General features: G+C 64.6%; 17 protein-coding genes. 12 read left to right on the plus strand and 5 right to left on the minus strand.

Features of this window, described 5'->3' with window-relative positions; genetic code table 11:
- Nucleotides 1–28 precede the first annotated feature (28 nt).
- Entirely contained in the window at nt 29–781 is a 753-nt protein-coding gene (locus tag GAU_RS12160) for an SIR2 family NAD-dependent protein deacylase (RefSeq protein WP_041265504.1), read from the minus strand.
- 344 nt (nt 782–1,125) lie between these two features.
- Between GAU_RS12160 and GAU_RS12165 the strand changes: the two genes are divergently transcribed.
- From GAU_RS12165 to GAU_RS12210, 10 genes are all read left to right on the plus strand, one after another.
- Entirely contained in the window at nt 1,126–3,927 is a 2,802-nt protein-coding gene (locus GAU_RS12165) for a TonB-dependent receptor (protein WP_156799013.1), read from the plus strand.
- A 192-nt stretch (nt 3,928–4,119) separates the two neighbouring features.
- Nucleotides 4,120–6,132, plus strand: a complete 2,013-nt coding sequence (locus tag GAU_RS20950) for a hypothetical protein (protein ID WP_052574411.1) — start codon at nt 4,120–4,122, stop codon at nt 6,130–6,132.
- A gap of 138 nt (nt 6,133–6,270) precedes the next feature.
- The gene (locus tag GAU_RS12175) at nt 6,271–6,960 is read left to right on the plus strand and encodes a hypothetical protein (RefSeq protein ID WP_015894175.1); all 690 of its coding nucleotides are present in this window, start codon (nt 6,271–6,273) and stop codon (nt 6,958–6,960) included.
- 2 nt (nt 6,961–6,962) lie between these two features.
- A complete protein-coding gene (gene pstS / locus GAU_RS12180) occupies nt 6,963–8,132 on the plus strand; it encodes a phosphate ABC transporter substrate-binding protein PstS (protein ID WP_015894176.1) in 1,170 nt (389 codons plus the stop codon).
- A 10-nt stretch (nt 8,133–8,142) separates the two neighbouring features.
- On the plus strand, nt 8,143–9,066 hold the full coding sequence (gene pstC / locus GAU_RS12185; RefSeq protein WP_015894177.1) for a phosphate ABC transporter permease subunit PstC: 924 nt from the start codon (nt 8,143–8,145) through the stop codon (nt 9,064–9,066).
- A gap of 8 nt (nt 9,067–9,074) precedes the next feature.
- Nucleotides 9,075–9,962 (plus strand): phosphate ABC transporter permease PstA, encoded by an 888-nt coding sequence (gene pstA / locus GAU_RS12190; protein ID WP_015894178.1) that lies wholly within the window; start codon nt 9,075–9,077, stop codon nt 9,960–9,962.
- The gene (locus GAU_RS12195) at nt 9,955–10,752 is read left to right on the plus strand and encodes a phosphate ABC transporter ATP-binding protein (RefSeq protein ID WP_015894179.1); all 798 of its coding nucleotides are present in this window, start codon (nt 9,955–9,957) and stop codon (nt 10,750–10,752) included. The genes pstA and GAU_RS12195 overlap by 8 nt, the downstream gene beginning before the upstream one ends.
- A complete protein-coding gene (locus GAU_RS12200; RefSeq protein WP_015894180.1) occupies nt 10,749–11,585 on the plus strand; it encodes a phosphate ABC transporter ATP-binding protein in 837 nt (278 codons plus the stop codon). Before GAU_RS12195 ends, GAU_RS12200 begins: the two co-directional genes overlap by 4 nt.
- A complete protein-coding gene (gene phoU, locus GAU_RS12205) occupies nt 11,582–12,289 on the plus strand; it encodes a phosphate signaling complex protein PhoU (protein WP_015894181.1) in 708 nt (235 codons plus the stop codon). Before GAU_RS12200 ends, phoU begins: the two co-directional genes overlap by 4 nt.
- Nucleotides 12,286–13,878 (plus strand): Ppx/GppA phosphatase family protein, encoded by a 1,593-nt coding sequence (locus GAU_RS12210; protein ID WP_015894182.1) that lies wholly within the window; start codon nt 12,286–12,288, stop codon nt 13,876–13,878. Before phoU ends, GAU_RS12210 begins: the two co-directional genes overlap by 4 nt.
- Nucleotides 13,879–13,936: 58 nt before the next feature.
- Here the strand turns inward: GAU_RS12210 and ppk1 are convergent, their stop codons facing one another.
- From ppk1 to GAU_RS12230, 4 genes are all read right to left on the minus strand, one after another.
- The gene (ppk1, locus tag GAU_RS12215) at nt 13,937–16,057 is read right to left on the minus strand and encodes a polyphosphate kinase 1 (RefSeq protein WP_015894183.1); all 2,121 of its coding nucleotides are present in this window, start codon (nt 16,055–16,057) and stop codon (nt 13,937–13,939) included.
- Between the two features lie 44 nt (nt 16,058–16,101).
- Nucleotides 16,102–17,139 (minus strand): inorganic phosphate transporter, encoded by a 1,038-nt coding sequence (locus tag GAU_RS12220; protein ID WP_015894184.1) that lies wholly within the window; start codon nt 17,137–17,139, stop codon nt 16,102–16,104.
- An 18-nt stretch (nt 17,140–17,157) separates the two neighbouring features.
- On the minus strand, nt 17,158–17,790 hold the full coding sequence (locus GAU_RS12225; RefSeq protein WP_015894185.1) for a DUF47 domain-containing protein: 633 nt from the start codon (nt 17,788–17,790) through the stop codon (nt 17,158–17,160).
- A 177-nt stretch (nt 17,791–17,967) separates the two neighbouring features.
- The gene (locus tag GAU_RS12230) at nt 17,968–18,738 is read right to left on the minus strand and encodes a rhomboid family intramembrane serine protease (protein WP_015894186.1); all 771 of its coding nucleotides are present in this window, start codon (nt 18,736–18,738) and stop codon (nt 17,968–17,970) included.
- Nucleotides 18,739–18,886: 148 nt separating this feature from the next.
- Here GAU_RS12230 and dnaK point away from each other — a divergent pair, with 148 nt between their 5' ends.
- On the plus strand, nt 18,887–20,863 hold the full coding sequence (gene dnaK / locus GAU_RS12235; protein ID WP_269446050.1) for a molecular chaperone DnaK: 1,977 nt from the start codon (nt 18,887–18,889) through the stop codon (nt 20,861–20,863).
- Nucleotides 20,864–21,001: 138 nt separating this feature from the next.
- The gene (locus tag GAU_RS12240) at nt 21,002–22,525 is read left to right on the plus strand and encodes a trypsin-like peptidase domain-containing protein (RefSeq protein ID WP_015894188.1); all 1,524 of its coding nucleotides are present in this window, start codon (nt 21,002–21,004) and stop codon (nt 22,523–22,525) included.
- The last annotated feature ends 32 nt before the right edge of the window (nt 22,526–22,557 follow it).

The raw sequence follows: 22,557 nt of genomic DNA on the forward strand, positions 1-22,557 counted from the left end.
GCCGCCCCCCAACTACACGACCAGCGCGCTACTCGGCCTGCCGTCTCGGTCGTCGACCCGCGAACGCCTCGGCGATCAGCCGCGGCAGCATCACACCGGCCGGCCCCTCGATGGGCAGAATGGACGGGCCTTTGCGCTGCCCTTCCATGGTCGGGTTCACCACGATCACCGTCGCGCCATGGGTGGCCGAGATCCACGGCAACGATGCCGCCGGCTCCACGATGTTGGAGGTGCCCACCGACAGAAATACGTCGCAGGCCACCGCGGCCTCACGGGCAGCGCCAAAGGGCCCCATGGGCAGACCCTCCCCGAACCACACCACGTCCGGACGCATCAGCCCACCGCACTGCGGACACTTGGGCACCTCGGCGGTAGCCTCCTCCGGCGCCGGCACACTGCCGGCACACCCCTGGCTGCAACGGATGTGCATCAGCGAACCGTGCAGACGAATCGGCTCCCGCACTCCCGAACGTTCGTGCAAATCGTCCACGTTCTGCGTGACGATCGTGCAATGGGCCACCCGCAACGCCAAGCTGAGAAGCGCGGCGTGCCCGGGATTGGGCTGTGCGGCCCGCACCATGGCCCGGCGCATCGCATACCACTGCCACACGCGGGAGGGGTGCGACGCAAAGGCCTGCGGGGTCGCCAGCTCCTGCGGCGAGAACTTCGCCCAGAGCCCGGTCTGGGCTTCACGGAAGGTCGGAATTCCGCTTTCCGCAGAGATCCCGGCACCGGTCAGGACGCAGACATGCTCCGCCGCCCGCAGCGCCTTGGCCGCCACGGATAGGGCTTCAGCACGGGTCTGGGGATCGGTCGGCGGCGGCGACGCGACACGCCGGCGATGGGGGGTCGGATCAGGGGGCACCATAAGGTCGCCGACTATACAACACGGGCCCCGCCTGCACCAGAAGGAAACCACCAGAAATGTGACGCATCCGTTCCGTCCGTCGGAAATGCCCGGTTGGCACCGGAACGCCCTTGCCGCGCCGGCCGGCCCCCGAGGCTGTGACACATTCGTTGCACAGCCGTGAGTTGTTCGAAACCTGGGTCACGGAGCTTTGGGACATCCGGCGTCGGTCGACCGACCGCGTCGCTCAGTTTGTCTCCTCTGTCTCCACGTATCTCATGCGGACCAAGGCTTACGCACTGCACCGTGTTGCGCGTCATCTGATGCTGGCGATCACGGCGGCCGTCGTTACCACCGTCGTCCCCACGCAGCTTCGCTCGCAAGCCGCCACCGCCGCCCCCGCGGCCGATGCACAGACCGGTCGCCTCACCGGTCGCATCGTCGATGCGACCACAGGTCAGGGCATCACGGCGGCCCAGATCCAGATTGTCGGCACGGGACTCGGTATCCAGTCCGGCGTGGACGGCCGCTACACCATCGTACGTGTGCCCGCAGGCACAGTGACCCTACAGGTGCGGCGCATCGGGTACGGCCCGAAGACGATTACCGGCCTGATCGTGCCCGCCAACGGCACCATCGAGCAGGATGTGTCGCTCTCCAGCGCCGATGTACAACTGGCCGCCGTCAGCGTCACAGCGACCAAGGAAAAGGGCACCGTCTCGGAAGCCCTCAACCAGCAGAAGAACGCCACGAATGTGGTGAACGCCATCACCGCCGAACAGATCGCCCGCAGCCCGGACAGCGATGCGGCGCAGGCCGCGCAGCGCGTGAGCGGCGTGACCGTGCAGGACGGCAAGTATCTGCAGGTGCGTGGTCTTGGTGAGCGTTACACCACCGCGTCGCTCAATGGCGCCCGCATTCCGAGCCCGGAACCCGAGCGCAAAGTGGTGCCGCTCGATCTGTTCCCGGCCGGTCTGCTGCAGGACGTAACCACCAGCAAGACGTTCACCCCCGACCAGCCCGGCGATTTTGCCGGCGCGAACGTGAACATCCGCACGCGTGAATTCCCGGCACGTCGCCAGATCAACTACACGACCTCGGTCGGTGCGAACAATCTGGTGCGTGGCCAGACGCTGCCCTTCGCCCCGCGCGCAGGCGGAGAACTGTTCGGCATGGCGTCGAGCTCACGTCGCATCCCCGATGCGATCTCGCAGGCCAACTTCATGTCCAACATCCCGCAGTCGGTATACAACCAGATGGCGCTGGAACAGCGCAATGTCTGGAATGCCACACCGCGGAAGGGCGCGATGAATGGTTCCTTCGGTGCCTCCACCGGCGGCAACACCATCCTCGGCCGCCGCGTCGGCTACGTGCTGAGCGCCAACTACGGCTATTCGGAAGAAGTGCGCGCCAATGAACGCTTCGCCGTAGGCAATCAGGGTCCGAACAACACCGTCGTACCGCTGACCCAGGTGGAAGGCCAGACGGGCCGCTCGAGCATCCAGTGGGGCGGCATCGCGAACTTCTCCACCATCGTGGGCAAGGGCAATCGTTTCTCGCTCAACACCACCGCCACGCGCAGCGCCGACAACGAAGCCCGCATCGATCGTGGTTTCGACGAGAACCTCGCCGACAGCATCGCCCGCACCACGCTGCGTTATGTCGAACGTTCCGTCGCCACGGCAAACCTGCAGGGCGAACATCAGCTCAGCGAACGCAACAAGACGGCGTGGTCGGCCACGTATGCCAACACGTCGCGCAAGGAACCGGATCGCTCGGACATCGTCTACTCGCGCGACGGCACCGGCAAGTACTCGCTGCTCTCGTCGCTCGACGGCGCGCGCCGCCTGTACTTCGACCTGCAGGAAAACAACGCGACCGCTCAGTTCGATCACACGATGAACATCGGAGCGATCGCAAACCAGAACGTCGTCAAGTTCGGCGCGTACATGCGGTCCACCGACCGCACGGCGCAGGCGCCGATCTACGCCTTCCTCTCGCGGGCCGACGAAAGCATCCGTACGCAGAACCCCGATGTGATCTTCGGTGCCGGCCAGGCGTGCGCGAACTGCTCGCTCATCAATGTGCAACCCATCGGCCAGGCGGGTTCGTACACCGCCTCCGATCGCACCACCGCGGGGTACCTGATGACCGATTGGGGCCTCGGTAGCCGAGTGCGTGTCATCGCCGGTGCACGCGTGGAGCAGGCCGACATCAACGTGCAGTCGAGCACGCAGGGTGGCTTCACCGCAGTGGCCGATCTCAAGAACACCGACGTGCTGCCGTCCCTGTTGCTCAACACCCGCCTGACCGACAACCAGAACCTGCGCTTCGGTATCACGCGCACGCTGGCCCGCCCGGAATACCGTGAACTCGCGCCGGTGACGTTCCGCGACGTGCTGGGCGGCGTGTCGGTGACGGGCAACGACAAGCTCGTGCGCTCGCTGATCGACAACTACGACCTGCGTTGGGAAGCCTTCCCGACACCGGGCGAAGTGTTCAGCATCGGCGTGTTTGCGAAGCGCTTCGATCGTCCGATCGAACGCGTGGAATCGGCCACGTCGGGCGCGTACCAGGCGCGTTTCCAGAACGCCCTGCAGGCCGTGAACCTCGGCGTCGAACTCGAAGCCCGGAAGTCGCTGGCGATGTTTGGTGAATGGGCCGCACCGTTCACCGCCTTCAGCAACGTGACCCTGATGCGTTCGTCGGTGGACCTCGACACGCTGCAGGGCCTCACCGTCACCGACAAGACGCGCCGCCTGGTGGGTCAGGCGCCGTATGTGGTGAACGCCGGTCTCTCGTATTCGAACCTGTCGGGCAGCACCAATGCCACCGTGTTGTACAACGTGGTCGGTGAGCGCATCTACGCCGCCGGTGTGTTGCCACTGCCGAACATTGTCGAGATGCCACGCCATGTGGTGGACATGTCGTTGCGCTTCCCGGTGTGGGGCAGCCTGACCGGTCGGGTGGACGCCCGCAACATCCTCGATGCGCGCTACCGCTTCATGCAGGGCAACCTCGAGCGCGAAGGCTACAACGCCGGCCGCAACTTCTCGATGGGCTTCTCCTGGCGTCAGTAAGTCAGGCCGTGCCGTGATCACGCCCTGACGTGATCACGGAAAACGGTGCGGCTCATCACACGATCGATCACATGGCCCGGCACGGTGACACAACCGTGACCGGGCCATGACGTTGACGGCACAATGTCTCGCGTTCTTTCGCTTGCAGCGGATGACTCCCGTTGTCCGCGCCATTTCACTCACTCTCTCGACATGCAGATGACTTCTTTCGTGCGCCTCCGCGCCATGGCAGTGGCCTTTCTGGCCATGGGCGCCCTCGCGGCCTGCAGCGACGACGATGATCCGGTGGTGGTGCCCACGACCGGCACGCTGGCCGTCAACGTGAGCGGCCTTCCCGCCGGCACCAACGCCGCCGTGACCATCGCGGGGCCGAACGGCTTCTCACAGACCGCGACGGCTTCGACATCGCTGCCGACCGCCGCGATTGGCAGCTACACCGTGACCGCCGCTTCGGTGACCGCCAGCAGCGTCACGTACAACGCGACGGTGGCCGGTTCGCCGGCCACGGTGACGGGCGGTGGTTCTGCCACGGTGACGGTGACGTACACGGCCGCCGCGCCGACGACCGGCACGCTGACGGTGAACGTGACCGGCCTGCCGGCTGGTGTGAATGGCGCGGTGACGGTGACCGGCCCGAACAACTACAACCAGACGCTCACCGCCACGAGCACGGCCACCGTCGCGTCGGGCAGCTACACCGTGACGGCCGCGCAGGTGACGAACAACAACGTGCGCTACACCGGCACGGTCACCGGTTCACCGGCCACAGTCACGGCCGGCGCCACGACCACGGCGTCGGTGGCCTACGCCGTCGCCGCCAACCCGACGGTGACGTTGAGCGGCTCGATCGCCGCCAACCGCACGCTCACCGCCGACACGAACTACGTGCTGCGCGGTTTCGTGTACGTCAACAGCGGCGCCACGTTGACCGTGAACGCCGGCACCAAGATCGTCGGTGACTCCACCGCACTCGGCTCGGCCCTGTTCATCCTCCGTGGCGCCCGTATCATGGCCAACGGCACGGAAGCGGCGCCGATCGTGTTCACGTCGCAGCGCAGCGCCGGCAACCGCTCGCCCGGTGACTGGGGCGGTCTGATCATCGTCGGCAACGCCCGCAACAACCGTACGGGCAACATCATCGTCGAAGGATCCGATGGCTCGGTGGTTGGTGCGAACCCGGCCGGCGTGGTCTACACCGGTGGTTCGAACGACGCCGACAACAGCGGCACGCTGCGCTACGTGCGTGTGGAGTTCGCCGGCTATGCGACGCTGCCGGACGCCGAACTCAACTCGTTCACGTTCGCGGCCGTGGGCAGTGGCACGACATTCGAATACCTGCAGTCGGTGTCGGGCCTGGACGACTCGTTCGAGTGGTTCGGCGGCACGGTCGATGGCAAGTACCTGATCTCCTACGAGTCGGGCGACGATCACTTCGATACGTCGGAAGGCTATCGTGGCCGGAACCAGTTCCTGATCGCCTACCAGTCCACGTACATCACGCCGCGCGCTGGCGCTGGTGCCGTGTCGGCTGACCCGCAGGGCTTCGAAGTGGACGGTTGCAACGGTGGTGGCTGCACGGCGCCGGCCGGTGGTAACGCGCAGAGCTCTGGCGCGGCGGATGGCCTGTGGAACATGAACGTGATGGCCAACTACACGCTGATCGGTGTTGGTGGCACGCAGACCACGCCGGCCAACGGTGGCGTGGGTGTGGTGCTCCGCCGCGGCACGGGTGGTTACTACGTGAACGGCGTCATCGCACGCTGGCCGCGTCAGGCGATTTCGATGCGTGACTCCACGACGAACAACCGCTTCCTCGTCGACTCGCTCATCTTCAAGAGCAACTACCTCGCCGACAACGGCCTGCAGAACGGTGGTGTGGTGTTCGATCCGACCGGCACGAACTTCGGTCAGCAGTCGGCCTTCACGGCCCGCGGTCAGACCAACGAAGTGGCAGCCACGTCGGTGACGGCCGCCAGCCTCTTCGCCGCCCTTCCGGCGGGTTCGGCCACGACGACGGGTGCCAATTTCGATTGGTCGCCGGCCGCCAGCTCGCCGATCGCCACGGGTGGTCTGAGCACCTTCGCGAATGACCCGCGCATCGCCGCACGCGCCGGCACGTTCATCGCCCCGACCGCCTACCGCGGCGCTGCGGCACCGGGTGGCGCGAAGTGGTGGGCCAACTGGACGAACTACGCCCGCAACTAAGGCATAGGCGGACAGAGGCGTCACACGTGGCGCCTCCGTCCCCTCGTCACGGCCAGCACGGTCTTGCAGTAACTTTCTGAAGTCCGAACGGCCGGTTCCCCACTATGGGCGCCGGCCGTTCGTACTGTACCACCAACGATGAAGACTCCGATGCGCTTTCTGTTCAGCACCACACGCTCCATGACCGCGGCCACCGCAACGGCGGCAACGGCGGCGATCCTCGCATTGCTCACGGCGACGGCCTGCACTTCGGCCGAACAGTCGCCGGCCGATCAGGCGGCCAAAGACCAGGCCGCCCATGTGCAGGATGTCGTCGCGGCTGGTGGCGTGGTGGATTCCATCCTGCCCATTGCCGAACATCTGCGGCGATTCCGTGCTGAGTTGCCAGTGGTGGACAGCCTGCAGCAGGCCAGCCCGTCGCTCGAGGCCCTGGTGGCGCGCCTTGCCCGTGCAGTGAGCACCAATGACACCACGGATCTCAATGCGATGGTGCTCAATCGACAGGAATTTGCGTATCTGTATTATCCCGATTCGCCGATGAGCAAGCCGCCCTACGAGGCGCCTCCCGAGCTGCTGTGGGGACAGATCCTGGCGTCATCGGACAAAGGCGCTCGCCAACTCGTGAACCGATTGGGTGGCAGCACCATCACGGTCAGCAAGTTGCGCTGCCCCGCGGCCGCTGACACCGTGGGACACAACCTCGTGCACGCACGCTGTGAAGTGCAGTTTTCGGCACCGGGCAAGCCGATGCTCGAAGGCAACCTGTTCGGCAGCGTGATCGAACGTGATGGACGATTCAAGTTCATGGGCTTCGCCAACCGCATCTGACCATGTCTCCTGTGGCACCATCCCGCACCGCGTGCACCCAGCGGCGATACGCTGATGTGATTCGGCCCTTTGTTGGCGCGGTGCTGTTGTGCAATGCACTGATCGGATGTGCGGGCGATCAGCCCTCCACGGCCCGGAGCGATTCCACGAATGCCGCGGGTGCTGCCAGCGTGATGACGTCCACCCGGGTCGACATCACGGGCGCCGGCGCCACCTTCCCGTATCCGTTGTACGCGCGCTGGTTCAACGAATACGCCAAGACGTCCAATACCCGCATCAACTATCAGTCCATTGGCTCAGGCGCCGGCATTCGGCAGGTGGTCGCGCGCACCGTGGATTTTGGTGCCACCGATGTGCCGATGACCGACTCCGAACTCTCGGCGTCGAAGATGCGCATCCTGCACATCCCGACCGTGGTCGGAGCCGTGGCGATCACGTACAACCTGCCCGAGCTGTCGCGCCCCCTCAATCTGAGCGCGGATGTCATCGCCGACATCTTTCTCGGCAAGCTGACCAAGTGGAATGACACACGCCTCGCGGCGCTCAACCCCAAGGTCACACTGCCGGCTTCGGATATTCTCGTGGTCCATCGCGCCGATGGCAGCGGCACCTCGTACATCTTCAGTGACTATCTCACCGTGGTGAGTCCGGCCTGGGCCTCAGGTCCCGGTCGTGGCAAGGAAGTCCCCTGGCCCGTCGGCATCGGTGGAAAAGGGAACGAAGGCGTGGCCGGACAGGTGAAACAGATGCCCGGTGCGATTGGCTATCTCGAAGTGGTCTACGCCCGTCAGAACCGGCTGCCCGTTGCGCACATCCGCAATCAGGCCGGACGATTTGTATCGCCGATGCCGTTTGAGATTGCCACCGCGGCGACCAGCGTGCTCGATCGCCTGGCCACTGACCGCATGGCCGCAACGGACCTCCGCATGTCGCTGGTGGACGCGCCCGGTGCACAGTCCTATCCCATCGCGTCGTTCACCTGGATGCTCATCGCTCCCGACGCCATCGGCCCGGTCAAGTCCCACCAAATGGCGTCCTTTCTGCGCTGGGCGTTGCTGGAAAATGGAGATATCGCCTCCACACTGGGCTATGTGCCCCTGCCCTCGGATGCGGCCGCCCGCGTGGTGGACAAGGTGGAAGAACTCCTCTCGCCATCGGTGGCACGCCCCTAGCTTTGAGGTGATGCCCACGCGTTCCGCCGACCGGCTCTACAAAACCGTCACCGCCAGCTGCGCGGCCGCGATTCCGGCGGTGCTGCTCCTGCTCGCCAGCGTGCTGCTGATCGGCGCCTGGCCCACGATGACGACGGCCATCGGCTCGCTCTTCGCCGACTCCACGTGGGATGTGCCGAATCATCAGTTTGGCGCAGCGCCCCTGATCGCCGGCACACTGCTGTCATCGGCCATCGCACTGGCTATTGCCGCACCGCTGGGCATTGGCGTGGCGCTGCTGTCCACGGAGATCGCTCCGCGACCCCTGCGCGAGCCACTCGCGTTTCTCGTGAACCTGCTGGCCGCTGTTCCATCAGTGGTGTATGGCCTCTGGGGGATCTTCATTCTGGTGCCCTTCCTGCGCGCCGGTGTGATGCCTTGGGCCATCGCTCACCTGTCATGGCTGCCGGGGTTCAGTGGGCCGGCGTACGGCCCGAGTCTGCTGGCCGCATCGTTGATCCTCGCCATCATGGTGCTGCCGTACATCGCCAGCGTGAGTCGCGACGTGATCCGTGCCGTGCCACGCGCACAGCGCGAAGCCGCGCTGGCCCTCGGCGCCACCCGATGGGAGATGATCCGTGATGCCGTCTTTCCTGCGGCCCGCACCGGACTGTTTGGCGGCGTCATTCTCGGCCTCGGACGCGCGTTGGGCGAAACCATGGCGGTCACCATGGTCATCGGCAATCGCCACGCCATTCCGGATTCGCTGTTCGCCCCCGCCTACACCATGGCGGCCATGCTGGCCAATGAGTTCGCCGAGGCATCGGACGCCGCGCACCTCTCGGCGCTCATGGCGGTTGCCCTGCTGCTGCTGCTGATCACCCTGGTGGTCAATCTGCTGGCGCGCATGCTGGTGACGCGTGTGGGCCGCGGTCGACCGGGTGAGACCTCGTGAAGCCCCGCATGCGTGAACAAATGCGCCTGGGCACGCAGCGCCGGCGACATGGTGTGTTCATGACCACACTGGCCTGGACCGCGGGGCTCGTGGCGCTGCTTCCGCTGGTGCTCATCCTCACGCATCTGATCGTGCACGGTTTGGGGCAGATCACCCCCACGTTCCTCACAAGTGTGCCGGCTCCACCTGGGGTGCGTGGAGGTGGTGTCGCCAATGGCATCGTCGGTTCGGCGCTGCTGGTGATCATTGCGCTTGGCATTGCCGTGCCGGTTGGCATCGGTGCAGGTCTCTATCTGGCTGAACACGGAGCCACGCGCTTCGCACGATTGGTGCGATTGTTGGCGGATGTCCTGGGTGGGCTGCCTTCCATCGTGATGGGTATCGTGGCCTGGGAGCTCATCGTGCGTCCCGCCGGGCATTTTTCTGCCTGGGCCGGTGGTGTGGCCCTTGGCCTACTGGTGATTCCCCTGGTCACGCGGGCCACCGAAGAAATGGTACGTCTGGTGCCGTCGTCACTCGCCGAAGCCGCGTTGGCTCTGGGCTATCCACAGTGGCGCACGGCGCTCACGATTGTTCTGCGCACGGCCATGCCCGGCGTGGTCACCTCCATCTTCATCGCGCTCGCACGCGTGGCCGGTGAAACGGCGCCGCTCCTCTTCACCGCATTTGGCAATCCGTTCTGGTCGGTTGATCCTTCCAGACCCATCGCCGCGTTGCCGCTGCAGATCTACGCCTACGCACAGAGTCCGTACGAGGAGTGGCGTGGTCACGCCTGGGCGGGTGCGCTGCTGTTGCTCGTGCTGGTCGCTGGTATCGGTCTTGGCTCACGCGCTGTACTGCGTGCCCGTGCCCGCCTGTTCGCCACGGTGCGCAGCACACGAGCCTCCGATGGCTGAATCGTCCTCGGTGCCGCGTTCACCGGCCGTGCAGATCGAGCGCCTGAGCGCGGGATTTGGTCCGCGCAACGTGCTGTATGGCATGTCACTGACTGCAGAAGCCGGTCGTGTCACGGCGCTCATCGGCCCGTCCGGATGTGGCAAGTCCACGGCACTGCGGTGCATCAACCGGCTGCACGAGCGTGATGCGACGGCCTGGGTGCGTGGGGTGGTGTCACTCGTGGATGCCCCGCGCGTGAGCGACGTGTATGCCGCCGGCACCGATGTGAGCGCACTCCGACAACGCATCGGCATGGTGTTCCAGTACCCCACTCCGTTTGTCACGCAGTCGATTTTCGACAACGTGGCCGCTGGCGTGCGGGTGGGGCAGCCCGGGATCGCCCGCGCCAGACTCGAACAGGCCGTCGAAGAAGCGCTGGTGCGTGCGGGCCTGTGGCGTGAAGTGGCCGATCGGTTGCGCAGCAGTGCGATGGCCCTGTCGGGCGGACAGCAGCAACGTCTGTGCATTGCGCGGGCACTGGCGGTGCACCCGGACGTACTCCTGCTCGATGAACCCACGGCGTCACTCGATCCGATTGCCACACAGCGTATCGAGGAGCTGCTGTATGATCTGCGCGGTAGTGTGACCATGTTGCTGGTCACGCACAACATGCAGCAGGCCGCACGTATCTCCGACACCACGGCGGTCCTGTTGGATGGACTCATTGTGGAGTGTGCGCCGACCCGGCAACTCTTCACGACGCCGCGAGACTCGCGCGCGGAAGCCTACGTGATGGGGCGGTTCGGATGAGCGCCCTGCGCCCGACACCGACCAATACCGTCGCAGGCCCATCGACCGCCGGCGGTAGTCTCTCACCGGTTCCGGCCACCGCCCAGTCGGTGACGCTGAGTCGCTTTTCTGCCTGGTTCGGTGCCACGCCGGCGTTGCACAACATCGAACTGCACGTGCCATCACAATCCGTCATGGCGATCATCGGTCCATCCGGTTCTGGCAAGAGCACCGTGCTTCGGGCCATCAACCGGCTGAACGACGGCCTCCCCGGTGTGCGCCACGCGGGCAGCATCCTGCTGGGCGACGAAGACATCTACGCCTCCACGGTGAACCCCAGCGTGCTGCGGCAACGGGTCGGCATGGTGTTCCAGCGCTCCAATCCGTTCCCCCGGTCCGTGCGCGACAATGTCGCCTATGGCCCGCAGCTCAATCGTCGTCTCAGGGGGCGCGAACTCGATGATGTTGTGGAATACGCCCTGCGCCGCGCCGCGCTGTGGGATGAAGTGAAGGACCGCCTGCGACAGGATGCCCGCACCCTGTCTGGTGGACAGCAACAACGTCTGTGCATCGCACGCGCGCTGGCCAACGATCCGGAGGTCCTCCTGCTCGACGAACCGAGCAGCGCTCTCGACCCCCACGGCACACAGCGCATTGAAGAACTCGTGTACGATCTCCGCCAGCAGCTCACCATACTCATCGTGACGCACAACCTGCATCAGGCGGCGCGTGTCGCCGACCGGACCGCTTTGCTCGTGGACGGCGTCCTCGTCGAAGAAGCGCCGTCATCGCGCCTCTTCACCCGCCCGGCAGATTCGCGCACCGAAGCCTTCATCACGGGGCGGTTCGGATGAACCCACAGAGCCTCCCGGGCTATCGCCACTTTCACGACGATCTCTCGGCGTTGACCCAGCAACTGCTCGACATGTCCGAACAGGCCGAATCGTTGGTGGCCCTGGCCATGGAAGCCGTGCTGGAACGGGACGCCGACAAGGCCGATGCCGTGATCGATGCCGACGAGGCACTCGACCGCACCGAGGTGGAGGCCGAGGAGCGCGCGATCGGCATGCTGGCACTGCAGCAGCCCATGGCGCGCGACCTGCGGTTTCTGGTTGGCGCGATCAAGGTGTCGAGTGATCTCGAGCGCGTGGGTGATCACGCCGTCAACATCGCACAGGCCACGGTCCGCATGGCGGAGATCAAGGCCCCCCTGCCCACGCTGCCGGCGCTCACCGATATGTCGCGCAGGGCGCGCGCCATGTTGAGCAATGCCCTCGATGCCTTCATTCGCGGCGATGGCGCCCTGGGCCGCGCAGTGGGCAAGGCCGATGACGAGGTGGATGCCCTGCACGGGGAGATCTACCGCACCCTCTCGTCCGGTATGATGAACGACCCGCGCATCATCCCGATGGCGCTGGAATTGTTGCTTGTCAGCCGAAATCTCGAGCGCATCGCCGACCTCGCCACCAACATCGGCGAAAACGCGGTCTATCTTGCAGAAGGCAAACAGATCCGCCATCGGTACGACGAGACTCACGAGAATCCCCACCAGCCATGACGGGCGCGCCACTTCCCATCGGTGATGTACGCATCGCCGCCATCGACATCGGCTCGAATTCCGTGCGGCAGATCATCGCGGATGTGTCGCCGCTCGGGCAGATCCGCGTGATCGATGAAATGAAGGCCATGCCTCGCCTGGGAGAGGGACTGGAGGCCACGGCGCAGCTTTCGGAAGAGGCCATGGAAGCCGCCGTCTCCGCCGTTCAGCGTATGGTCACCCTGGCCGGCCAGCTCGGCGCCGCCCGCATCGAGATTGTGGCCACCAGCGCCGTACGTGACGCCGCCAACGCCGCCGACTTCACGGCTCGTGTCGCGGCGGCGGCAGGCCATCAGGTGCGCGTCCTCAGCGGCGAAGAAGAGGCCCTGCTCTGTTTCCGGAGTGCGCTCGCCCACTTCGAACTCGGCGCCGGTCGCACCGTCATCATGGATATTGGTGGCGGCTCGCTCGAAGTCGTGCTCTCCAAGGATGGCCTCATCGAACGCGTCGCGTCGTTGCCGTTCGGTGCCGTCCGACTGACTGAAAAGTTCCTCACACCGGCCGTACGCCCGCGTCGTGTTCGCGCGTTGCGCGCGCATGTACGGGAAGGCCTCAAGAAGGCACTGCCCGTGAAGGACTGGCGTGGCGCACAGATCATCGGATCGGGCGGCACGTTCACCAACCTCGCGGGCATGGTCCTCGCCCGTCAGCGGGTGGCGGTGCGCTCCGCACACGGCACCCGTGTGACCCGTGTGGAACTCGAACATGTGCTGGACTGGCTGCAACGCCTCGACAGCGAGGAGCGGCAGCGTGTGGCCGGTCTCAATCCCGCACGTTCCGATATCATCGTGGCAGGTCTGGCCGTGGCGGCCGAAGTCCTCGCACGATTCGATCCGCGCGACCTGCTCACCTCAGGCTACGGCATTCGTGAAGGGTTGCTGCTCGAGGCGGCACGCATCACCCCCGTCGTGGCCGATCCCGGCATGGCACGCGACCGGTCCGTGCGCGAGTTCGCCGAGCGCTGTCACTACGAGGAGCCCCACGCGCGACAGGTGCAGATGCTGTCGTTGCAACTCTTTGACGCGTTGGCCGAACGGCTCGATCTCACGACCGATGATCGTCGCATCCTGGCCGACGCCGCCCTGCTGCACGATGTGGGATACCACATCAACTATGAAAAGCACCACAAACACTCCTTCCACCTCATCTCACACGCCGACCTGCTCGGCATGACACCGGCCGAGCAGATCACCATCGCGCATGTGGCACGCTATCACCGCGGTGCTCCCCCCAAGCTCAAGCACTCGGGATTCGGACAACTGGAACGCGCACTGCGGGAACGCATTGTGAAACTGTCCGCGATCCTGCGATTTGCCGACGGTATGGATCGTGGGCACATCGGGGCCGTGGGGTCCATGACCGTGAAGTGGACATCGGACGCGCTGCGCGTCACGGCCCACGAAGCGGCGGGTGCCACCAACGTGCGCCTCGAATGCTGGGGGGCCAGTCGCAAGCGTCAGTTGCTGGAAGATGTGTTGGGACGCCGCGTGGCCGTGCTCACCTCGGACGGCATCGAAGTTGACGCCAGCGACGACGGCGAGGGGGAATAGACAAACGCGCCGACATTCCGAGAATGTCGGCGCGTTCGTGTTTCTGTCCTTTGCGTCTCTAGACCGTCTTGGCCCGGGTTCGCTTGCGCGCCGGGCGCGGCGTCACATCGCCCCACGGGTGCCGGGTGAGCACCGCCTGTGTGGAACGCTCTGCCGCGTTGCCCGGCTGACGACGACGATAGGTGCCGTCCGCCCCAAGCTCCCACGACTGCCGGTTGTCGGCGAGACAGGTCTCCAGCACCAACTGCACCCCACGGTGCAACGACGGATCGTCGATCGGCGTCATGGCCTCCACGCGCCGGTCGAAGTTGCGCGGCATCCAGTCGGCAGAGCCGATGTAGTACTCGGGGGTACCGCCATTCGCGAAATGCACGATGCGCGAGTGCTCGAGGAAACGCCCAATGATGCTGATCACCCGAATACGCTCGCTGACGTCCTTGATACCCGGCACCAGACAGCAGATGCCGCGCACGATCAGATCGATCTCCACCCCGGCCTGCGATGCCTGGTACAGCGCGGCAATGACTTCGGGGTCGACCAGCGCGTTCATCTTGGCGATGATGCGCCCGCCGCGGCCGGCCTTCGCATGCTCGGCTTCCCGTCGGATCAGTTGCAGCGTGTGCGCGCGCAGATTGCCCGGGGCAATCGCCAGACGCCGATAGTGCTTCTGCCGCGACACACCGGTCAGGGAATTGAACAAGTCCGACAGATCCGCCCCGATCTGCGGATTGCAGGTGAACAATCCGATGTCGGTGTAGAGACGCGCCGTCTTGGAGTTGTAGTTGCCGGTGCCCAGATGCACGTACCGACGGATGCCGTCGAAATCACGACGCACCACCAGCACGGTCTTCGCGTGGGTTTTGAGGCCTGGCAATCCGTACGCCACATGGATGCCATAATTTTCCATGGTGCGCGCAAAATTGATGTTGTTGGCTTCATCGAAGCGCGCCTGCAACTCGATCAACACGGCCACCTGCTTGCCTGCTTCGGCGGCCTCCGTGAGCGCGCGCTCGATGGCCGTGTCGCCCGACGTGCGGTAGAGCGTCACCTTGATCGCGAGCACCTGCGGATCGTTGGCAGCCGCTTCGAGGAACGCCTCCACCGACGCGCTGAACGATTCGTACGGATGATGCACCAGCACATCACGTTCACGGATCGCGTCGAAGATATTGCGGCCTTCACGGAACGCCGTCGGCACGAGCGGCACATGCGGCGGGTCACGCAGCTCCGGAATATCCAGCGACGCGAGCTGCATCAGATCGCCCAGTTCCAGCAGGTCGTCCTGATCGTGCACATCACGCGGCCCAATGGGCGCCACGTACTGCGATTCCGTTTCGCTCAACTCTTCCATGAGCAGTTGGCGAATACTTTCCGGCATCTCGCGCTGCACTTCCAGACGCACGACCTCGCCGAACTTGCGCTGGAACACCTGCTGTTCGATGGTCTCCAGCAGGTCTTCGGGCTGATCCATCTGCCCCAGCTCGAGATCGGAATAGCGCGTGATGCGGAACGTGTACCAGCGTTCCACATCCATTCCAGGAAACAGCGCCCCGAGGTTGGCGCCGATCACCTCTTCCAGTGCGACAAAACGATGCGAGCGCCCCGTGCTCACCCAGCGCGACAGGGAGCGTGGCACCTTCACCCGCGCGAAGTGGGACTTGCCGGTCTCCGGATCGCGAATGTCCACCGCGAGCGAGAGTGACAAGCTGGAGATGTAGGGGAACGGATGGCCCGGATCGACGGCCAGCGGTGTCAGGACCGGAAACACCTGCGACTCGAAGAAGCTCGCCAGTCTCGCACGCTCGTCATCATCGAGCGCGTCCATCGGCACGATCTCGACGTTGTGCTTGGCCAATGCAGGCAGCAGCTCGCGGCGCAGCGCACGTCGGCGGCGGCCGAGCAGTTCATTGACACGCTCGCGGATCGCCTCGAGCTGCTCCGGCGGCGTGAGTGGTTCCGGCGCGTACTGCTTGGTGCCCGCAGCCACTTTGCGCCGAAGTCCGGCTACCCGGACCATGTAGAACTCGTCCAGGTTGGTGCTGAAGATCGCGAGAAACTTCAGTCGCTCGAGCAGCGGCACGCGATCGTCCAGCGCCTCTTCCAGCACACGCGCATTGAACTCGAGCCACGATAGTTCGCGGTTCAGATACGGCAGTGCCAGCGATGTTGCAGAAGCCATCCATGCACGCCGGGGCGCAGGGCCCCGGCGTCTCCTTAGCGGGATCAGAGCGGAATGAAGGCGGCGAGCAGCTTGTACGACAGCGCAGCCATGGCCGCACTCGCCGGGATCGTGATGATCCACGCCCACACGATGCGGCCGGCCAGCCCCCATCGCACCGCCGACAAGCGATTGGTGGCACCCACACCGACGATCGCGCCGGTAATGGTGTGTGTAGTGCTGACCGGGATACCGAACTTGGACGCCACCAGAATGACCATCGCCCCGCCGGTTTCAGCGCAGAAGCCCCCCACCGGGCGCAGCTTCGTGATGCGCGTGCCCATCGTATGCACGATGCGCCAGCCACCAAAAAGCGTTCCCAACGAGATCATCGTGTACGCGCCGAGCTCCACCCACACCGGGATGTGATCCAGCGAGGTCACATGCAGGTGAGCCAGCAGCCCCGTTTCGTTGGCAAACGTGGCCTGAGTGGCGACCAGCAGACCGACGATGATGCCCATCGTCTTCTGGGCGTCGTTACCACCGTGTGCGAGTGACAGCAACGCAGAACTCGTGAGCTGCAGTACCCGGAAGACCTTTTCCGCGCGGGCATTCGCGACCCGCCGGAACAGGTTGAACACGATCACCATCAGCAGGAATCCCATCAGGGCGCCCAGCATCGGTGACAGGGCAATCGCCGACAGCGTTTCGATCCACTTCTTGCCCCACAGCAACGCCTCGAAGCCAGCCTTGGCCACCGCCGCACCGGCATACCCGCCGATGAGCGCGTGCGACGAGCTCGAGGGAATGCCGAACCACCACGTGATCAGGTTCCAGGTGATAGCCCCGAGCAGCCCACCCAGGATGACATTGGCATCGACGATGTTCAGGTCGATGAAGCCGGCGGCCACCGACTTGGCAACCGCGGTGCCAACGAAGAACAGAGCGGAGAAGTTGAAGACCGCGGCCCAGATCACAGCGGCCAGCGGACTCAGAACACGGGTGCCGACGATCGTCGCGATCGAATTGGCCGAATCGTGAAACCCGTTGATGAAATCGAACGCCAGGGCAACGGCGACGATGATGATGACAAAGGTGACCACAGGATCTCAGTCGGCGCGTCAGCTGTTCTTGAGCGCGATGCTCTCGAGCACGTTCGACACGTCCTCGCACTCATCGATCGCCTCTTCGAGGGAATCGAAGATCTCCTTCCACTTCAGCACTTCGATGGCGGGTTCATCGCGCTCGAACAGTGCGCCAACGGCCTGGGCGTACAGGACATCCCCTTCTTCCTCGAGCTGCTTGATGATCTTGCCGTGCTCCATCATGCGCTGACGCTTGGTCACGTCGCCGACCGCGGCCAGGATCTCCTTGCTGGCCCGCACGAGCACATCGGCCATCTGCACTCCGCCATCGCGCGGGGCCACAATGCGGAACATCGCCACACGGCGCGAGGTGCCGTTGATCAGGTCGATCACATTGTCGAGTCGCTTGGACAGCAGGTGGATGTCTTCGCGATCAAGCGGTGTAACAAAGCTGGTATCGATACGCTGGTTGATCAGCTGGACGATGGCATCGCCATCGGTTTCCACCTTCTTGATCTGAGGCGTGAGCTGCGCCGAGTTGGCGGGGTTCTCGAACAGGGTGCGCAACAGCGCTGCCGCCTGGCCGATGTGCACCGCCAACTGGCGAAAATGATCGAAGAAAGTTTCGTCTCTCGAGAAGAGCTTCACAAAGCGGAGGGCTGAAGTCATGAGTACGCCGCGGGCCTGGCTCCGCGCGCGAATGAAAACGCACGTGTGCCACAGGGCACCGCTGTAGCTGTAACGATTGCGTCACCACCAGCCGAACGCCATCGGGACCACAGAGGAATCTTCCTTCGTTACAGGACGGAGACGTAATCGTGCACAATGCTTCACACACCGAACGGTTCACGACCAAACGACTTTCGCATCGCTGACGGCGCGACGTCGGCGTACCAGCTCCGTGTTCTCGAACAGCTTGGCCAGCAGCACACCGGCCACGAACCCGCCCACATGTGCCCAGACTGCCACGCCGCCGGAAATCTCACGGCGCAGTGGTGAAAGCTCAGGCAGACCGGCCAGCACCTGACTGCCGAACCACAGGATGAGCACCGCCCAGGCGGGAAAACGGATCAGAAAGATCGGCGGGATGTAAGTGCGCACCCGCACACGCGGGTACATCACCAGATAGGCGCCCATGATGCCCGAAATGGCCCCCGAGGCACCAACAGTGGGCACTGGAGACAGAGGATCGATCGCGAGATGGGCCATCGCGGCGATCACACCCGTCAGCAGATAGAAGACCAGAAAACGGCCCCGCCCCATGCTGTCTTCGACATTGTTGCCGAACACCCACAGATAGAGCGAGTTGCCGATGATGTGCCCCCAACTGCCGTGCAGAAAGATCGACAGGATCGGCGTCAGCCAGTTGATGGGCTCGTTGTCCACCACGCAGGCCAAGGCCTGATCACCAAAGCGCCCGAGTGGCACCCCCAATCCCAGTGGCGCCTGCCCACTGATTTCGCCCGGCACAAAACCGAGGTTGCACACGCTGATGGCCAGCGGATACGGGCTGCCCGCCCCCTGCACAAAAAACCAGACGGCCCAGGTGATCACGAGGACGCCCAGCGTCATCACCGGCGTGCGCAGCGTCGGATTGTCGTCAGCGACGGGAAACATGGCACCCCTTTTCAGGTCAATATGACAGCCTGCCAACACGACAGGCACCAACACCGCCGACTGGGGCAAAAATACGCCGAGTCGGCAGGGAAAGACGGCCCGGTGCTTGCCTAGCACTAATCCGAGCAATCGAGGGGCCAGCCGTTATGTGTGCCCCGCAATTCCGGATTCTACCACGAGATCTCTTATGGCTGAAAAAGTTATCGGCATCGACCTCGGCACCACCAATTCGGTGGTTTCCGTGCTGGAAGGTGGCGACCCGGTCGTCATCCCCAATGCGGAAGGTGGGCGCACAACCCCCTCGGTGGTCGGCTTCACGAAGGACGGCGAGCGCCTCGTTGGCCAGATCGCCAAGCGTCAGGCGGTGACCAACCCGCAGAACACCATCTTCTCGATCAAGCGTTTCATGGGCCGTCGGTCGGCCGAAGCGCTGAGCGACCAGTCGCGCGTGCCCTACAAGCTCGTCGCCGGCCCCAATGATGTGGCGGCCGTCGAAGTTGGCGGCAAGCGCTACACGCCGCCCGAGATCTCGGCGATGGTGCTCCAGAAGATGAAGCAGACGGCCGAAGACTACCTCGGACACACCGTGTCCAAGGCCGTCATCACCGTGCCCGCCTACTTCAACGACGCCCAGCGCCAGGCCACCAAGGACGCCGGCAAGATCGCCGGCCTCGAAGTGCTGCGCATCATCAACGAGCCCACGGCAGCCGCCCTCGCCTACGGCCTCGACAAGAACAAGAAGTCCGACGAAAAGGTCGCCGTGTTCGATCTCGGCGGCGGTACGTACGACATCTCGGTGCTCGAGCTGTACGACGTCGACGGCACCCGCCAGTTCGAAGTGAAGTCCACGAACGGCGACACGCACCTGGGCGGCGATGACTTCGACCAGCGCGTCATGGATTGGCTCGTCGCGGAGTTCAAGCGCGACCAGGCCATCGACCTGTCGAAGGATCCGATGGCGATCCAGCGTCTCAAGGAAGCGGCCGAAAAGGCCAAGATGGAGTTGTCGAGCGCCAACAGCACCGACATCAACCTGCCGTTCATCACGGCCGATCAGTCGGGCCCGAAGCACCTCAACTACTCGCTCACGCGCGCCAAGTTCGAGCAGCTCGTCGATGACCTCATCCAGCGCACGCTCGAGCCCATGAAGCAGGCGCTCAAGGATGCCGGCATGCAGCCGAACGAAGTCGATGAGGTCATCCTCGTGGGCGGATCGACGCGCATTCCGAAGATCCAGCAGGTCGTGAAGGAGTTCTTCGGCAAGGAACCGAACAAAGGCGTGAATCCTGACGAAGTCGTGGCTGTCGGCGCGGCCATTCAGGGCGCGGTGCTCACCGGCGAGCAGAAAGACGTGCTGCTGCTCGACGTGACGCCGCTGTCGCTTGGCATCGAGACGCTCGGTGGCGTGATGACGGTGCTCATCCCGCGCAACACGACCATCCCGACCAAGAAGGCGGAAACGTTCTCCACCGCCGACGACAACCAGACGACGGTCGAGATCCACGTGCTGCAGGGTGAGCGCGAGCTCGCCGTGTACAACCGCACGATCGGCAAGTTCCAGCTCACGGGCATCCCGCCCGCTCAGCGTGGCATGCCGCAGGTCGAAGTGACGTTCGATATCGACGCCAACGGCATCCTGCATGTGACGGCGCGCGACAAGGCCACGGCCAAGGAACAGAAGATCCGTATCGAAGCGTCGAGCGGCCTGTCCGACAACGACATCGACAAGATGGTGAAGGACGCGGAGAAGAACGCCGCCGAGGACAAGCAGCGCCGCGAGCAGATCGACACGCGCAATCGTCTCGATTCGCAGACGTACGAAGTCGAGAAGAACGTGAAGGAGTGGGGCGACAAGGTCGCCGCGCCTCTCAAGGAGCGGATCGATGCCGCCATCGAGCGGGCCCGCAAGGCCCTGCGCGGTGACGACATCAACGAGATCCGTGCAGCGCAGGAAGAGCTCAGCAAGGCCTACAGCGAAGCCGGACAGGCCTTCTACCAGCAGCAGGCGGCGTCACAGGCGCCGGCCGACGAAGCGGGCGCCGCGCCCTCGGGCGAGCCGGCCCAGCCGAAGGCCGAAGAAGTGGCCGAAGCCGACTACGAAATCGTCGACGACAACAAGAAGTAAACAGAATCTGAACAGCTATCCGGGCGAAGCTGTCGCCCGGATAACAGATTACACTTTGGCCCCGTCGGAAACTGCCGACGGGGCTTCGGTGTATCAGAGTGGCACAGGGCAGTTCTCGTGACATCAACGCAGCGAGCCATGTCAGCACGATTCTCACGTTTTCGCTTCGCCACCGCCGCCGTCGTCAGTTTCGGCGCCGGTGTCATCTTCGCCTCCGGCATGGACTGGACGAAGATCAGTTGGGCCCAGAGTTCTTCCGGAGCTCGCGCGCCTCTGGTGCGCGGTCCGATGGCACCGGAAGGCGCATCCTTCGCCGATATCGCCGAGCGTGTCACGCCGGCCGTGGTGGCCGTGAACACCTCACGTACGGCGCGTCCCAGGCCGCAGGTGCGAGGCCGGGCGCCGCAGGGGATGGAGGACTTCCTCGAGCAGTTCGGCGGGCAGCAGCCCCGCCAGCAGCGCGGTGAAGGCTCGGGGTTCATTCTTTCCAACGACGGCTACATCGTCACCAACAATCACGTGGTGGCCGACGCCGACCAGGTTTCGATCACCCTCAGTGACGGCCGCTCATTCCGGGCCCGGGTGATTGGCACCGACTCCACCACCGATGTCGCGGTGGTGAAGATCGAAGCCCGCAGCCTGCCGACGCTCAGCATCGGCAACGACGAAGCGACCCGCATCGGCGAATGGGTGCTCGCCGTGGGAAATCCACTCGGGCTCGATTTCACCGTGACGGCCGGCATCATCTCGGCCAAGGGACGTGGCTCGGAGATCAATCTGCCGAATTCCGGAAACTTCACGATTTCGGATTTCATTCAGACCGACGCCGCCATCAACCCCGGCAACTCGGGCGGACCGCTCATCAACATGCGCGGTGAGGTCATCGGCTTGAACAGCGCCATCGCCAGCCAGACCGGCTTCTATTCCGGCTATGGCTTTGCCATCCCGATCACGCTCGTGAAGAACGTGACCGACGCGCTGATCAAGGAAGGACGCGTCCGCATGCCGGTGATGGGTGTGTCGGTGACGCGTGTCGACCCGGAAGACGCCGGCATCAATGGCCTCGCGCGTGTGGCCGGTGTGAAGGTGGCGGGCTTCAATCCCCCCGACGGTGGCCCCGCCAAGGCGGCCGGCATCGAAGTGGGTGACGTCATTGTCACGGTCGACAGCAAGCCGGTGGAACGGGTCAGCTCCCTGCAGCGCATCGTGCGGATGCGGCGCATCGGAGATGTGATCCCGGTGGAAGTGATGCGCTTTGGCAGCAAGAAGACGTTCCGCGTACGGCTGGTCGACGCGGAGGCCGGTGGCACGCTGGCCGTGAACACCGCAGAACCGAGCCCGACCACCAGCACGACGGCCGGCAAGCTGGGCATGTCGGTGGAGGCTCTGCCCGCAGAGATGGCAAGCCGGCTCCAGACGAATGGGGTTGGTGTGCGCGTCTCCGAAGTGGCGGCCAATGGTCCCGCGCGCGACAAGATCGCCGCCGGAAGCGATGTTCTGCTCGAAGTGCTGTATCCGACCCCGCGGCGCTCCATCCGCTCGGTCAACGACCTGCAGACGGTCGTGTCCGGGCTGAAGGACGGTGACTATGTGAGCCTGCTGGTGCAGTCGATGGACCCGCGTGTCGGGCGTCGCGTAGTCAACATTCGCGTTGGCGGCTGATACCGCTGAGGGAGCACAATGAAAATGGGGCG

The sequence above is a fragment of the Gemmatimonas aurantiaca T-27 genome, from assembly GCF_000010305.1.
GTDB lineage: Bacteria > Gemmatimonadota > Gemmatimonadetes > Gemmatimonadales > Gemmatimonadaceae > Gemmatimonas > Gemmatimonas aurantiaca.

What these genes read in the sequence shown, in the direction of transcription:
- pstC (WP_015894177.1), top strand. Translation starts at nt 8,143, where the DNA reads ATGCCCACGCGTTCCGCCGACCGGCTCTACAAAACCGTCACCGCCAGC.
- GAU_RS12175 (WP_015894175.1), top strand. Translation starts at nt 6,271, where the DNA reads ATGAAGACTCCGATGCGCTTTCTGTTCAGCACCACACGCTCCATGACC.
- GAU_RS12240 (WP_015894188.1), top strand. Translation starts at nt 21,002, where the DNA reads ATGTCAGCACGATTCTCACGTTTTCGCTTCGCCACCGCCGCCGTCGTC.
- GAU_RS12225 (WP_015894185.1), bottom strand. Translation starts at nt 17,790, where the DNA reads ATGACTTCAGCCCTCCGCTTTGTGAAGCTCTTCTCGAGAGACGAAACT.
- GAU_RS12195 (WP_015894179.1), top strand. Translation starts at nt 9,955, where the DNA reads ATGGCTGAATCGTCCTCGGTGCCGCGTTCACCGGCCGTGCAGATCGAG.
- GAU_RS12200 (WP_015894180.1), top strand. Translation starts at nt 10,749, where the DNA reads ATGAGCGCCCTGCGCCCGACACCGACCAATACCGTCGCAGGCCCATCG.
- GAU_RS12165 (WP_156799013.1), top strand. Translation starts at nt 1,126, where the DNA reads ATGCGGACCAAGGCTTACGCACTGCACCGTGTTGCGCGTCATCTGATG.
- GAU_RS12230 (WP_015894186.1), bottom strand. Translation starts at nt 18,738, where the DNA reads ATGTTTCCCGTCGCTGACGACAATCCGACGCTGCGCACGCCGGTGATG.
- pstA (WP_015894178.1), top strand. Translation starts at nt 9,075, where the DNA reads ATGCGTGAACAAATGCGCCTGGGCACGCAGCGCCGGCGACATGGTGTG.
- pstS (WP_015894176.1), top strand. Translation starts at nt 6,963, where the DNA reads ATGTCTCCTGTGGCACCATCCCGCACCGCGTGCACCCAGCGGCGATAC.
- GAU_RS20950 (WP_052574411.1), top strand. Translation starts at nt 4,120, where the DNA reads ATGCAGATGACTTCTTTCGTGCGCCTCCGCGCCATGGCAGTGGCCTTT.
- ppk1 (WP_015894183.1), bottom strand. Translation starts at nt 16,057, where the DNA reads ATGGCTTCTGCAACATCGCTGGCACTGCCGTATCTGAACCGCGAACTA.
- GAU_RS12210 (WP_015894182.1), top strand. Translation starts at nt 12,286, where the DNA reads ATGACGGGCGCGCCACTTCCCATCGGTGATGTACGCATCGCCGCCATC.
- phoU (WP_015894181.1), top strand. Translation starts at nt 11,582, where the DNA reads ATGAACCCACAGAGCCTCCCGGGCTATCGCCACTTTCACGACGATCTC.